General features: G+C 72.0%; 14 protein-coding genes, 1 tRNA gene and 1 riboswitch. Of the genes, 10 read left to right on the top strand and 5 right to left on the bottom strand.

From position 1 onward, the window contains the following. Positions 1-46 precede the first annotated feature (46 nt). Both ABD236_RS28445 and bcp read right to left on the bottom strand, forming a co-directional pair. A tRNA-Leu gene (locus tag ABD236_RS28445) sits at positions 47-119 on the bottom strand. A gap of 241 nt (positions 120-360) precedes the next feature. Continuing rightward, entirely contained in the window at positions 361-828 is a 468-nt protein-coding gene (gene bcp, locus ABD236_RS28440) for a thioredoxin-dependent thiol peroxidase (protein ID WP_344078441.1), read from the bottom strand. A 156-nt stretch (positions 829-984) separates the two neighbouring features. On the opposite strand from bcp, the gene ABD236_RS28435 reads away from it, so the two are divergent. From ABD236_RS28435 to ABD236_RS28425, 3 genes are all read left to right on the top strand, one after another. Continuing rightward, on the top strand, positions 985-1,308 hold the full coding sequence (locus ABD236_RS28435; RefSeq protein ID WP_344078439.1) for a DUF3618 domain-containing protein: 324 nt from the start codon (positions 985-987) through the stop codon (positions 1,306-1,308). A 106-nt stretch (positions 1,309-1,414) separates the two neighbouring features. Further along, positions 1,415-1,747: a GroES family chaperonin gene (locus ABD236_RS28430; protein ID WP_067159470.1), complete on the top strand. Its 333-nt coding sequence runs from the start codon at positions 1,415-1,417 to the stop codon at positions 1,745-1,747. A gap of 69 nt (positions 1,748-1,816) precedes the next feature. Further along, a riboswitch (guanidine-III (ykkC-III) riboswitch) is annotated at positions 1,817-1,881 on the top strand. A 50-nt stretch (positions 1,882-1,931) separates the two neighbouring features. Then, positions 1,932-2,252, top strand: coding sequence for a DMT family transporter (locus ABD236_RS28425; RefSeq protein WP_344078436.1), 321 nt, complete (start codon positions 1,932-1,934; stop codon positions 2,250-2,252). 7 nt (positions 2,253-2,259) lie between these two features. Here ABD236_RS28425 and ABD236_RS28420 read toward each other — a convergent pair whose 3' ends face one another. Then, positions 2,260-4,824 (bottom strand): transglycosylase domain-containing protein, encoded by a 2,565-nt coding sequence (locus ABD236_RS28420; protein ID WP_344078434.1) that lies wholly within the window; start codon positions 4,822-4,824, stop codon positions 2,260-2,262. A gap of 193 nt (positions 4,825-5,017) precedes the next feature. On the opposite strand from ABD236_RS28420, the gene ABD236_RS28415 reads away from it, so the two are divergent. The 5 genes from ABD236_RS28415 to ABD236_RS28395 all read left to right on the top strand — a co-directional run bounded on the left by ABD236_RS28415 (position 5,018) and on the right by ABD236_RS28395 (position 9,841). Next, positions 5,018-5,818 (top strand): ABC transporter permease, encoded by an 801-nt coding sequence (locus ABD236_RS28415; RefSeq protein ID WP_344078432.1) that lies wholly within the window; start codon positions 5,018-5,020, stop codon positions 5,816-5,818. After that, positions 5,811-6,680, top strand: coding sequence for an ABC transporter permease (locus ABD236_RS28410; RefSeq protein WP_425543981.1), 870 nt, complete (start codon positions 5,811-5,813; stop codon positions 6,678-6,680). The genes ABD236_RS28415 and ABD236_RS28410 overlap by 8 nt, the downstream gene beginning before the upstream one ends. 20 nt (positions 6,681-6,700) lie before the next feature. Beyond that, positions 6,701-7,693: an ABC transporter ATP-binding protein gene (locus ABD236_RS28405; protein ID WP_425543980.1), complete on the top strand. Its 993-nt coding sequence runs from the start codon at positions 6,701-6,703 to the stop codon at positions 7,691-7,693. A 54-nt stretch (positions 7,694-7,747) separates the two neighbouring features. Beyond that, entirely contained in the window at positions 7,748-8,377 is a 630-nt protein-coding gene (locus ABD236_RS28400) for a DUF1707 SHOCT-like domain-containing protein (protein ID WP_344078497.1), read from the top strand. Between the two features lie 129 nt (positions 8,378-8,506). Beyond that, on the top strand, positions 8,507-9,841 hold the full coding sequence (locus ABD236_RS28395) for a DUF445 domain-containing protein (RefSeq protein WP_344078430.1): 1,335 nt from the start codon (positions 8,507-8,509) through the stop codon (positions 9,839-9,841). 350 nt (positions 9,842-10,191) lie between these two features. Here the strand turns inward: ABD236_RS28395 and ABD236_RS28390 are convergent, their stop codons facing one another. Then, the gene (locus ABD236_RS28390) at positions 10,192-10,494 is read right to left on the bottom strand and encodes a hypothetical protein (protein WP_344078428.1); all 303 of its coding nucleotides are present in this window, start codon (positions 10,492-10,494) and stop codon (positions 10,192-10,194) included. 127 nt (positions 10,495-10,621) lie between these two features. Beyond that, entirely contained in the window at positions 10,622-11,638 is a 1,017-nt protein-coding gene (locus tag ABD236_RS28385; protein ID WP_344078426.1) for an SEC-C domain-containing protein, read from the bottom strand. 86 nt (positions 11,639-11,724) lie between these two features. Here ABD236_RS28385 and ABD236_RS28380 point away from each other — a divergent pair, with 86 nt between their 5' ends. Then, positions 11,725-12,609: a class E sortase gene (locus tag ABD236_RS28380; RefSeq protein ID WP_344078424.1), complete on the top strand. Its 885-nt coding sequence runs from the start codon at positions 11,725-11,727 to the stop codon at positions 12,607-12,609. Between the two features lie 155 nt (positions 12,610-12,764). Next, positions 12,765-13,064: a DUF6412 domain-containing protein gene (locus ABD236_RS28375; RefSeq protein ID WP_344078495.1), complete on the top strand. Its 300-nt coding sequence runs from the start codon at positions 12,765-12,767 to the stop codon at positions 13,062-13,064. Positions 13,065-13,079: the final 15 nt, after the last annotated feature.

The raw sequence follows: 13,079 nt of genomic DNA, 5'->3' as shown, positions 1-13,079 counted from the left end.
GGCGAGGTCCGGCTCGCGGAGTGCGCGAACCGGACCCTTGCTTGGGTGCGCCCGGTCGGATTCGAACCGACAAACACGACCACCTAAAGATCGCCGCTCAGCCCTTGGCGTACGGGCGCGTGTACCGCGCCCCTACTGTACTGGGCAGACCCGACCGCCGGTGGGGAGAGGCGCCATTACGGGCCTCGCCGACGGCCTCCTCTGCACCCAGGCGCTAGTGATCGCATGGCAGTTGGGGCAGAGGGACTGCAGGTTCTCGACAACGAACCGCTAATCGGACAGTCATGCCCGAAATGCGGAACGGCCCGCACCGCATACGCGCGGCACGGGCCGTTCCCCATGGCGTGACCAGGGGAGGGCTCAGATCCCCAGGTCCTTGATGATCTTCGCCACGTGCCCCGTCGCCTTCACGTTGTACAGCGCCCGCTCGACCTTGCCCTCCTCGTCCACCACCACCGTGGAGCGGATGACGCCGGTCACCGTCTTGCCGTACAGCTTCTTCTCGCCGTACGCCCCGTACGCCTCCAGGACCTCCTTCGTCGGGTCGCCGACCAGGGTGACCTTGAGGGACTCCTTCTCGCGGAACTTCGCCAGCTTCTCCGGCTTGTCGGGGGAGACGCCGATGACGTCGTAGCCCGCGCCGGCCAGCAGCTCCAGGTTGTCCGTGAAGTCGCAGGCCTGCTTGGTGCAGCCGGGGGTGAGGGCGGCCGGGTAGAAGTACACGATCACCTTGCGGCCCTTGTGGTCCGCGAGCGAGACCTCGTTGCCGTCCGCGTCGGGCAGGGTGAAGGCGGGGGCGGTGTCGCCGGGGACGAGTCGCTCGCTCATGGGATCTTCCTCCGGAAGGAACGGGGAACGGGGAACGGGGTGGGCGTACTCCAGGAGAGCCTAATGGGGGCCTGTGACAGTGCTTCGGCGGCAGAGCTGACAGACTGTCGATGACGGATACCCATATACCCCACCCGAACAGACGGAGGCGGCGCAGTGTCGGAAGCCAGGACCCCTGCGCAGATCGAGGCGGACATCAGGAGCCGCCGCGACCAGCTCGCGGTGACGCTCGACGAGATCGGTGTGCGGCTGCACCCGTCCACGATCGTCGGTGACGCCAAGGCGAAGGTCGCCTCGACCGTGGACCGCACGGCCGGCCGGGCCTTCGTCGCGGTCAACCGGACCGTCTCGGACGTGAAGGCCCAGTTCGTGAACGAGGAGGGCGCGCCGCGCGTGGAGCGCATCCTGCCGGTCGCGCTGCTCGCCGTGGGGCTGGTGGGGCTGCTCGCCATGTCGTCGACGCGCAAGCGGCGCGGCTGACCCGTACGAGCCCCCTGTGCGGCTCCTGCGGCCCCTGTGGCCCCTGCGGGCCCCCTTCCCCGGCCCTTCGGCATACGCCGGGGGCCGGGGCAGGTAGGTTCGGTCCGTGAGCGAGAACACCCACGACAAGCTGCCCATCCGGATGCTCCACGACCGCGTGCTGGTCCGGTCCGACACACCCGAGGGCGAACGGCGTTCCGGCGGCGGCATCCTCATCCCGGCCACCGCCGCCGTCGGCAAGCGGCTGGCCTGGGCCGAGGTGGTCGCGGTCGGCCAGAACGTCCGGACCGTCGAGCCGGGCGACCGGGTGCTGTACGACCCCGAGGACCGCGCCGAGGTCGAGGTGCGCGGCATCGCCTACGTACTGATGCGTGAGCGCGATCTGCACGCCGTCGCCTCGGAGCGGGTGTCCGAGGACTCGACCGGCCTGTATCTCTGAGTCCCCGAACAGTCGGCGAACAGTCGGCGCAAAGGGCTGGTGACCGTCGTCACCAGCCCTTTCCGCTGCCCTTTGCTACCGTGGAGGCACCCCGACGAGACGCGTCGTACCGGGTTACGACAAGACGACGCACCCCCGCGCGTACGAGGTGTACGCGCGCGTACGTCTCGCGGAGGTGTCTGTCATGGCCTGGGTCCTGCTCGTCGTCGCCGGTCTGCTCGAAGTGGGCTGGTCGATCGGGATGAAGTACACCGACGGTTTCACCCGGCTGGGGCCCAGTCTGCTCACCGGCGCCGGGATCGTCGCCTCGATGCTGCTGCTCTCGCAGGCCGCCAAGACCCTGCCCATCGGCACCGCCTACGGGGTGTGGGTGGGCATCGGCGCGGCCGGGGCGGCGGTGCTCGGCATGGTGGTGCTCGGTGAGCCCGCGACCGCCGCCCGGATCTTCTTCGTCTGTCTGCTGCTGGTGGCCGTGGTCGGTCTCAAGGCCACCTCGGGCCACTAGCCGGAGATCACCGCGGACGCGGCTGGCGCCGTGGGCGGTCGGCGCCGCCGGCCGTCGTGCCCGTGGTCGTCTCGCCCGTCGTGGGCCCGCCCTCCGTGCCCGCCGTGGTGCCACCGCTGGTGGGCCCGCCGTCGGTGGCTCCTCCGGTGGCGCCGCCGTCGGTGGTGCCGCCCGTGGTGGTGCCTCCGTCGGTCGGTCCGCCGGTGGTGGCGCCGGTCGTGCCGCCGGTGGTCGTGGTGCCTCCGGTGGTGTCCCCGGTCGTCCCGCCGGTCGTCGTCCCGCCGTTGGTGGGGCCGCCGTTGGTCGTGCCGCCCTGGGTCCGGCCCTGGGTCTGCCCCTGGGTCTGGCCCTGGTCCTGGCCCTCGGTCTGGCCGGGCGGGTTGGGGGTGTCCGGGTTGGGCGCCTGGGTCTCGACCGGCGGCGGCACGGAGGCGCCCTCCTGGAGCTGGAGGTCGAAGTCCTGCGGCTCGGTGCCCTTGAGCGCCCGCGCCGTGTACTGCGCCCACACCTGCGCGGGCGGCCCGCCGCCGTTCATCCGGGGCAGGCCGAGCGCCCCGTACAGCGGCTTCTGGGCGGCCGTGTCGGGGTCCTGGCCCATCACCGCGACCACGGTCGCCAGATCGGGCGTGTAGCCCGCGAACCAGGCCGCCTTGTCGTCCTCGGCGGTGCCGGTCTTGCCCGCCGCGGTACGGCCGGAGGCCTGTGCGGCCGTACCGGTGCCGCCCTCCACCACGCTCTGCAGGATCGAGGTGGTGGTGTCGGCGGCCTCGCGCGGGACGGCCTGCTTGTCGTCCTGTGCGGGCAGGTCCACCTTCTCGCCGTCCTTGGTGACGGACTCGACCATCGTGTACGTGCCGTGCTTGCCGTGGTTGGCGAGTGTCGCGTACGCCTGGGTCATGTCCAGGACGGAGGCGGTCGCGGTGCCGAGCGCGATGGAGGGGCCGTTGGGCATGTCGGGGGTGCTGGAGGGGAGGCCGAGGTCGACGGCGGTGCCGCGGACGTTCTTGGGGCCGACGTCCACGGCCATCTGGGCGTACACCGCGTTGACCGAGAGGTCGGTGGCGGACCGCACGGTCAGCGGTCCGTACGACTTGTCGTCCTCGTTCGCGGGGTTGTACGGGGTGCCCGACCAGCCCTGCACGAAGCGCTTGTTGGCGCCTTCGTAGACGGTGTTGGGCGTGATGGGGCGCCCGTCCTGCGTCTTGGAGCCGTTCTCCACGGCCGAGGTGAACACGAACGGCTTGAAGGTGGAGCCGACCTGGTAGTCGCGCCGGGTCGCGTTGTTGACGTACTGCTTGGTGTAGTCGACGCCCCCGTACATCGCGAGCACCTTGCCGCTGTCGGGGTCGATGGAGGCGCCGCCGACGCGGACGTTGCGGTCGACCTTGCGCTCCGCGCTCACCTGGGACATCACCTTGTCGGTGACGGCGGCCACGAAGGCGTCCTGCTTGGCCTTCTGGAGCGTGGTGGTGATCCGGTATCCGCCCTTGGCCAGGGTGTTCTCGTCAATGATGTCGTTGCTGGTCAGATAGTCCTTGACCGCCTCGACCACATAGCCGCGCTGTCCGGCCATCCCGGCCGCGGGCCGCGCTTTGCCCGGCACCGGGAAGGTGGCGGCGGCCCGCTCGGCCGGTGGCAGCCACTTCTTCTTGACCATGCCGTCCATGACGTAGTTCCAGCGCGCCACGGCCTTCGCCTTGTTCTCCGGGTGCGCCACCACGTCGTACGCGCTGGGGGCGTTGAGCAGCGAGGCCAGATAGGCGCCCTCGGCGGTGGTGACCTTCTCGATGTCCTTGCCGTAGTAGGCCTGCGCGGCGGCCTGGATGCCGTAGGCGTTGCGGCCGAAGTAGCTGGTGTTGAGGTAGCCCTCCAGGATGTCGGACTTGCTGACCTCGCGGTTCAGCTTGATCGCGATGAAGAACTCCTTCACCTTGCGGCTGATGGTCTGCTCCTGGCCCAGGTAGTAGTTCTTCACGTACTGCTGGGTGATGGTGGAGCCGGACTGCTTGCCCTTGCCGGTGAGGGTGTTCCAGGCGGCACGGACCATCGCCTTGGGGTCGACCGCCCGTTCGGAGTAGAAGTCGCGGTCCTCGGCGGCGAGCACGGTGTGCTGGACGGTGAGGGGGATCTGGGCGAGCCGCACGTTCTCGCGGTTGATCTCGCCGTCCCGGGCGAGCTGGCTGCCGTCGGCGTAGAGGAAGACGTTGGACTGGGCGGTCGCGGTGGCGTTGGCGGGCGGGATGTGGACGAGGGTGTAGCCGGCGACGAAGCCGCCGATGAGCAGCAGGGCGACGAGGAGGACGGCGCCGAGCACCATCCGCCAGGTGGGGACGAGGCGCCGCCAGCCGGTCCGCTTGGGCCGCTTCTTCTTGCCTTTGCCGGAGCCGTCGCCCCGGCCTTCGCCCTGGCCTTCGTCTTCGCCTTCGGCGGCCGTCCCGTCCGGGCCCCGAGCGCCGTCGCCGGGCGCGGCGGAGGCGTCCGGGCCGGTGGCGGCCGCCGGGCCCGTGGCGCTGAGGTCCCGGGGGGCCCAGCCCTGATGACGGGGCCGGGCTGGCTGCTCGTCGTCGCTCATGTCTCTCTCGCCACTGCGCTGTATCGGGTGATTCGCGTTGTACGCCCATATTGCACGCCCGGCCACCGAAAAGCCGTCGCGCCCGGTCGCCGCAGCGCACTAGGGTCGGGCGCTTTGGCACCCCGGCCGTGACGCCTGCGCGCGCGGTCGGGCAGGGCCCCTTCATACACGGACCGGACGGGGAGGTGGCGTAGTGCGGCTCTACGCGGTCGTGGCCGCAGGTGGGTTCCGACGCCATACGGCGTACCGGATCGCCACGGCGGCAGGGGTGTTCACCAACACCGTCTTCGGTGTGATCATGGCGTACACCTATATGGCCCTGTGGAACGTCCGCCCTCGTCTGGGCGGCTACGACCAGGCCGAGGCACTGACCTATGTGTGGCTCGGACAGGCGCTCATCATGACGGTCGCCATGATGGGGGGCGGCTTCGAGGACGAGCTCGTCGAACGCATCCGTACGGGTGACATCGCGATCGACCTCTACCGCCCCGCCGACCTCCAACTGTGGTGGCTGGCGGGCGACGTGGGCCGGGCCGCCTTCCACCTCCTGGGGCGCGGACTGGTCCCGCTGGCGTTCGGCGCGCTCGCCTTCGACCTGGCGCTGCCCGCGAACCCCGGGACCTGGCTGGCGTTCCTGCTCGCCGTCCTCCTCGGCGTGGTCGTGAGCTTCTCGATCCGCTATCTGGTGGCGCTCTCCGCGTTCTGGCTGCTCGACGGGGCGGGCGCGGCGCAGATCGCCTGGCTGTGCGGGGTGTTCTTCTCCGGGATGCTGCTGCCGCTCAACGTCTTCCCCGGCACGCTCGGCGAGGTGGCCCGGGCGCTGCCCTGGTCGGCGCTGCTCCAGATCCCGGCCGACGTCCTGCTGGGCCGCCATACGGGCTGGGGCCTGGCCAGGGCGTACGCGTTCCAGCTCGGCTGGGCGGCGCTGCTGCTCGGCGCCGGGCGGCTGCTCCAGGCGGCGGCGACACGGAGGGTGGTGGTGCAGGGTGGCTGAGGTGGTGGCCGAGACGGCGCTCGGGGAGGGCCGGGCGCCCGCGGGGCGGCTGCGCGCCGCCGCCGAGGGCGTGCGCGCGTACCGTCTGATCGCCGGCATGTGGATCCGCTCCACCCTCGCCTACCGGGCGTCCTTCCTGCTGACGGCGCTCGGCAACTTCGCGGCCACCGGCCTGGACTTCGTGGCGATCCTGCTGATGTTCGCGCACATCGACGCGCTGGGCGGCTACACCCTGCCCGAAGTGGCGTTCCTGTACGGCGCGTCGGGTGCCGCGTTCGGGCTCGCGGACCTGGTGATGGGGTCGATGGACCGGCTGGGGCGCCGGGTGCGCGACGGGACGCTCGACACGCTCCTGGTGCGCCCGGTGCCGGTGCTCGCCCAGGTCGCGGCCGACCGCTTCGCACTGCGCCGCCTGGGCCGGATCACCCAGGGCCTCCTGGTGCTCGGCTACGCGCTGCTGACGCTGGACATCCACTGGACGCCGCTGCGGGTGCTGCTGATCCCGCTGATGCTGCTGAGCGGCGCCGCCGTCTTCGCCTCGGTCTTCGTGGCGGGCGGCGCCTTCCAGTTCGTCGCGCAGGACGCCTCGGAGGTGCAGAACTCCTTCACGTACGGAGGGAACCAGATGGTCCAGTACCCGCCCACGGTCTTCGCCAAGGACCTGGTGCGCGGGGTGACCTTCGTGGTCCCGCTGGCCTTCGTCAACTGGCTGCCCTCGATGTACGTGCTGGGGCGGCCCTATCCGCTGGACCTGCCGGGCTGGCTGGCGTTCGCGCCGCCGCTGGTGGCGGTGGGCTGCTGCGCGCTGGCCGGGCTCGCGTGGCGGGCGGGCCTGCGGGCGTACCGGAGCACGGGAAGCTGACACAGAGGGCGAGGAGGACGATGACGAGCGAAGTCACGAGGGAGATGACGGCCGAGGTGATCCGGCTCGACGGCGTCGAGAAGGTCTTCGAGGTGCGCCGCAAGAACGGGCGGCGGCTGCGGCGCGAGCGGGCACAGGTCAGAGCGGTGGACGGGATCACCTTCTCGGTGCCGCGCGGCGAGATGGTCGGCTACATCGGCCCCAACGGCGCCGGGAAGTCCACCACCATCAAGATGCTCACCGGCATCCTCACCCCGAGCGGCGGCCGGGTGCGGGTGGCGGGCCTGGACCCCTCGCGCGAGCGCACCCGGCTGGCCCGCCGCATCGGCGTGGTCTTCGGCCAGCGCACCACGCTCTGGTGGGACCTGCCGCTGTACGACTCGTACCGCCTGGCCCACCGCATGTACCGCATCCCCGACGACCGCTTCCGCGCGAACCTGGACCGTTGCGTCGAACTCCTGGACCTGGGCGAGCTGTTGGACGTGCCCGTACGCCAGCTCTCGCTCGGCCAGCGGATGCGCGGCGACATCGCGGCGGCCCTGCTGCACGACCCGGAGGTGCTCTACCTGGACGAGCCGACCATCGGCCTGGACGTGGTCAGCAAGGCGAAAGTACGCACCTTCCTGCGCGAGTTGAACGCGGAGCGCGGCACCACAGTGCTTCTGACGACCCACGACCTGACCGACATCGAGCAGCTCTGCAAGCGCGTGATGGTGATCGACCACGGTCGGCTGGTGTACGACGGCGCGCTGGCCGGGCTGCACGAGGCCGGCGGCAGCGAGCGCACCCTGGTGGTCGACCTGGAGCGCGAGCATGCGCCGATCGAGCTCGACCACGCGCGCGTGGTGCGGGTCGAGGGGCCCCGGCAGTGGCTGGCGTTCCCGGCCACTGCCTCCGCGGCGCCGCTGGTGGCGCGGATCGCCGAGCGCTATCCGCTGGTGGACCTGTCCGTACGGGAGCCGGACATCGAGTCGGTGATCGCTCGGATGTACGCCGACCGGGGCCTTCATTAGGCTGGCGGTATGACGAGTGAACCATCGGGGGCTTCGGGAGCGGGTCTCCCGGAGATGCGGGCGTCGGACGCGGAGCGCGAGCGGGTGGCGGAGGCGCTGCGGGAGGCGGTCGCGGAGGGCCGGCTCGACATGGAGGAGTTCGAGGAGCGTCTGGACGCGGCGTACAAGGCGCGTACGCACGGGGAGTTGGCGCCGCTGGTACGCGACCTGCCGACGCCCGGCGCGCGCCCGCCGGCCCCGTCCGCCCCCGAGGCCTCCGGAGCCGTCGACTGGCGGTCGCGGATCGGCGGCCCGGCCACCTCACGGGGCGCCTTCGCCTTCTGGGGCGGGTTCAACCGCCGGGGTACGTGGACGGTCGGCCGGAAGTTCACCGCGTTCGCGATGTGGGGCGGCGGCGAGATCGACCTGCGCGAGGCCCGCTTCGAGTCCGCCGAGACGGAGATCCGCTGCTTCACGGTCATGGGCGGCATGGGCGTGACGGTCCCGCCCGAGCTGACGGTGAGGGTGCGCGGTTTCGGCCTGATGGGCGGCTTCGGCGACCGGGCGACGGGTGAGGGCACGCCGGGTTCGCCGAGGGTGACGGTGACCGGGTTCGCGCTGATGGGCGGCATCGGGGTGGAACGGAAGGCGCGCAAGGCGGCGAAACGCGCCGCCGAGGGCGGGGCCCGGAAGGAACTGGGCTGACGTTCACCCGGACGTTCACCCGTTCGTATGGGGAGGGGCAGTACGGGGAACTCGACATGCGCCCCGGGAGTCCCTCAGGTAGGGACGATGGCGTACGGGGTGAAGCGTGCGCGTGGACGGGCGGAGCCGATGGAACGTAGTGGATCGGGCGGGACGGGCGAGCGCGAGGCGCCGGCGGCGGTGCCCGTCGCTCTGAGCTCCGCGTTCTCGTACACGGCGGCGGACGAGGAGAAGCGCCGGGGCGTGCGGCGGATGAAGGCGACGGCGACGGGCCTGCTGCTCCTGGTGGCGCTGGTGTTCGCCCTGGCCACCTGGGCGGACCGGGCCGGCGCGGGCTCCTGGGCGGCGTATGTCGCGGCGGCGGCGGAGGCCGGGATGGTGGGCGCGCTGGCGGACTGGTTCGCGGTGACGGCGCTGTTCCGCCACCCGCTGGGCGTCCCGATCCCGCACACGGCGATCATCCCGAACAAGAAGGACCAGCTGGGGGAGTCGCTGGGCGCGTTCGTGGGGGAGAACTTCCTCTCGCCCGAGGTGGTGCGCACGCGGCTGGGCGCCCTGGGGATAGGCACCCGGCTGGGCACCTGGCTGGCGGACCCGGCCCACGCGGACAGGGTGACGTCGGAGCTGGCCACGGCGCTGCGCGGCGCGCTCACCGTCCTGCGGGACTCGGACGTCCAGGCGGTGGTGGGTGAGGCGATCACGCGCCGGGCGGACGCGGCGGAGATCGCCCCGGGCATCGGCAAGACCCTGGAGAAGGTGGTCGCGGACGGCGGCCACCGCCGGGTGGTGGACCTGGTGTGCGCGAGGGCGCACGACTGGCTGGTGCTGCACGGGGACTCGGTGATGGAGGCGGTCCAGGGCGGCGCCCCCGGCTGGACCCCGCGCTTCGTGGACAAGAAGGTCGGCGAGCGGGTCTACAAGGAGCTGCTCCGCTTCGTCACGGAGATGCGGGACATGCCGTCCCACCCCGCGCGCGGGGCGCTGGACCGCTTCCTGGCGGACTTCGCGGCGGACCTCCAGTCCGACACGGAGACGCGCGCGAAGGTGGAGCGCCTGAAGTCGGACGTGCTGGCCCGCCCCGAGATCCAGGACGTGATCGCGTCGGCGTGGTCCTCGGTCCGCTCGATGATCATCGCGGCGGCGGAGGACGAACGCAGCGAGCTGCGTCTACGGGCGAGGGCCTCCCTGCTCTCCCTGGGCGCCCGCCTCTCCACGGACACCCGCCTCCAGTCGAAGGTGGACGGCTGGGTCCAGGACGCGGCGGCGTACGTGGTGCACACATACCGCTCGGAGATCACGTCCCTGATCACGGACACGGTCCGTTCCTGGGACGCGACGGACACCTCCCGCAAGATCGAGGCCCACATCGGCCGCGACCTCCAGTTCATCCGGATCAACGGGACGGTGGTGGGGGCGCTGGCCGGGTTGGTGATCTTTGCGGTGGCGAGGGGGGTCGGGGGGTAGGGCTTTTCCGGGCCGCGGGTGCGGTGCGGGGCCCATGCGGCCCGGGCGGCCGAGCGGGGAGGTGCGGCTCGGGCCGGACGGCCAGGGGGGAACTGCCCCGGCTGCCCCGGCTGCCCCGGTTGTCCCGGTTGTCCCCTGCTGGGCGCATGACCGCAGTCCTGTCCCTGCTCTGCGTGGCCACGCGCCCAGCCGGTCCATCCTGCGGGGAGTCGCAGTGTGCACTATTACGTACGTACGAGTCGTCCGGGGCGTTCAGATGGTTCCCGGAATCGGCGGGACATTTTTCCGGGGCGGGCCCGGTGTGCGGCAACCGACGCCACCGGGGCCCGCACCTGGCCGGTGCCTGCGGCTCAGCCGGCCTTGCGCGTGACGGCCCAGGAGGCCGCGGCGACCCCACCGGCCACGGCGAACACGGACGGCCAGGCGCCGACCTTCTTGGCGAGCGGGTGCGACCCGGCGAACGCGGCGACGTAGGCCGTGGTGAGCCCGACGGCGGCCTTGGTCCCCGCGACCTGCTTCCACTCCCGCGCGGCGACGGCCCCCGCGGCGGCGAGCGCCACCCCACCGAGCGGCCGCTTCTTGGTAAACCGAGCGGTGGCATACCCACCCACAAGCCCACCCGCGGCAATCACTGCTGCCGGAACCTTGGCCATGCTGTGCCTCCTGCGCCTGTTCGAACTGTCCAGTCCGAGGCTAATGGGCGGCTTCAGGGGGCCTGCAGGCGGTCCTGGTGGACCGCCGAATCGAGTCACCGGCTCTGGCGTGGGATAAGGGAACGTCCTACGCCGCCCCATGACACTCCACATACCCCCGCCCCGACCCACACCAGCACCCCTCCCCCCGCCGAGGCGGCCAAGCCACCGCTCGGCCGCGGGCCGCTAGCGTCGTTGCGTACTGGGGGAGCAGGTCCGCGTTTGATGGGGACGAGGATTCTGATGCTGCGAAGGCCTCGTAGGACGGGACTGTGCCTGTGACGATTCCCAGGTTTGCCGTGCCTGTTGCCGAGAGCTCGCGCAGGGACGCCTCGATGTCCAGGAGGTGGGCCGCGTGGGTGGGGTATTCCGTGGAGAGGGTGGGGTACGCCGTGAGGAGTTCGTCCAGTTCCGCGGACGGCCAGTGCAGGACCGCCACCGGGAACGGGCGGGACAGGGCCGCGCGATAGGTGCCCAACTCCGTGCGCAGGCGCGCCAGTTCGGCCTTGAGCTCCGCCGGGTCGTTCGAGCCCAGGGACCACAGGCGCTTGGGGTCGTGGAGTTCGTCCAGGGTGATCTCGGCGCGGTGCAGCCGGTCCGCCAGTTCGTCCCAGGCGTCGTGGGGGAGCGCCAGCAGGCGGCGTACGCGGTGGCGGGCCGTCAGCAACGACTGGGTGGGGTACGGGATGTCCGCCGTCGGGTCGTCGGCGGGCAGCAGGAGCGTGAGCGCCGTCGTGAGGGTCGCGTGCGCCGCGTCCAGCTCGTCGTGCGTCTCCAGCGTCTCCGCCACGATCTCCCACGGCGCCGGGTCCCGCGGCGCCGAGCCGCGGATGCCCTCGATGATCGCCCGCGCCTCCGCCTCGTGACCGTACTCCCAGAGGTTCGCCGCCTTGAAGGCCTTGATCAGGGCCGGGTGCTCGGGCTCCGCGGACAGCAGGCGGTCGTAGAGCGTCGTGGCTCGCTCGCGGTCGCCGGCCAGCTCCAAGTGGGCCGCGGCCTGGAGGAGCAGCGGTTCGTGGTCCTCGGGGTACTGCGCTGCGGTGCGCAGCAGACGCTCGGCTTCGGCGGTGTGATCGGTGTGATCGGCAGGCGTGTCGGGGCGCATGAGGGACACCGTACTGCTGTGCGGGGTCCAAGCGGAGGGGTGTTCCGGCCCTGGTGAGTTGACGAGGCAGCCCTTATGGTGCGCGCGTGCGGATACCCGTGGTGGTGCAGGGGCGCTCGCGGTGGCGGGCGTCCGCAGCACGCGCCGCCCGCGCATTCGTACGCGCACTACGCGCCCCGGGCGCCCATACCCGCCCTGGCTTCCGGCCCCTCGGCCGCACCCTCTGGGCCGGCGCCGAAGCCGTCGTCACCCTCGGGCTCGTCCTCCTTCTCCTCGTCGCCCACCAGCTCTGGTGGACCAACCGCGAGGCCCGGCACGAGGCCCGGCAGACCGTGCGCACCCTGGAACGGGAGTGGGGAGGGAGCGGGGAGCGTGCGCGGAGTGGTGGTGGCGGTGGCTCCGCGCCGGTCGGAGCCGTCCAGCCCGCGTCCCCGTCCGGCCCGGATTCTCCTTCCGCCCCGGGCTCCCCGGCCCCCTCCCGCGCGCCCCGCCCCCGCCCCGACCCCGACTCCGCCCCGGAACACCGCGCCTACGCCGTCCTCCGGCTCCCCTCCCTCGGCGTCATCGCCCCCATCGCCGAGGGCATCAGCAAGCGCGGTGTCCTCGACAAGGGGTACGTGGGGCACTACCCCGGCACCGCGCAGCCCGGCCGGGCCGGGAACTTCGCGCTAGCCGGGCACCGCAACACCCACGGCGAGCCCTTCCGCCGTCTCGACCGGCTCCGGCCGGGGGACCGGATCGTCGTCGAGACGCGGGACGCCGTTTTCATCTATCTGGTGGACCGGACCCTGCCGCAGACCTCCGCCCGGGACGGTCAAGTGATCGCGCCCGTACCGCGAAGCGACGTCCGTACGGCGTACGGGTACGGCGAGCGCGGGTACTACGTCACCCTCACCACCTGCACCCCCGAGTTCACCTCCCGGTACCGGCTCGTGGTGTGGGGCAAGCTCGCCTCGATGCGGCCGCGTTGATCGTCCGGGCGGCCACGTGGGTCGTCCGGGCGGCCGTGCTGATTGTCCGAGCCGTCGTGTATAACGTGAAGAGTCAGGAGTCGGACAGGCGTTCTGTAGTTCGGGCGCGTGTGCAGATGTGTGTACGGGGGTGGGGAAGCGTGATCGGCAACCGCATGGCGTCCGTTCGCTGCGCCTTCGCCCTGCTCCTCTTCCTCCTCGCCGAGCTTCTGCTCCTCGACGGCGGCACGCTCTCCGGCGCCGTCGCCCTCGCCGCCACCGCCGCGGCCGGCTCCGCCCTCGTCGTCTGCGCGCTGCTCGCCTCCCGGGCCGTGCCCAAGGTGCCGCGTACGCGCATACGCACCGCGATACGGGACCGCGAGCGGCGCACCGCCTTCCTGCCGCAGCGCGATCCCGACGCCTCCGGGCGGCCCAGGCCCCGAGCGCCCGGCCGCCTCGCCCTGACGGCCGCGTAGGGCAGCAGCCCCCTC

This window comes from Streptomyces crystallinus, assembly GCF_039521265.1.
In the GTDB taxonomy this organism is placed as follows: Bacteria; Actinomycetota; Actinomycetes; order Streptomycetales; family Streptomycetaceae; genus Streptomyces; species Streptomyces crystallinus.
This window is presented reverse-complemented; position numbering and strand designations above follow the sequence as displayed.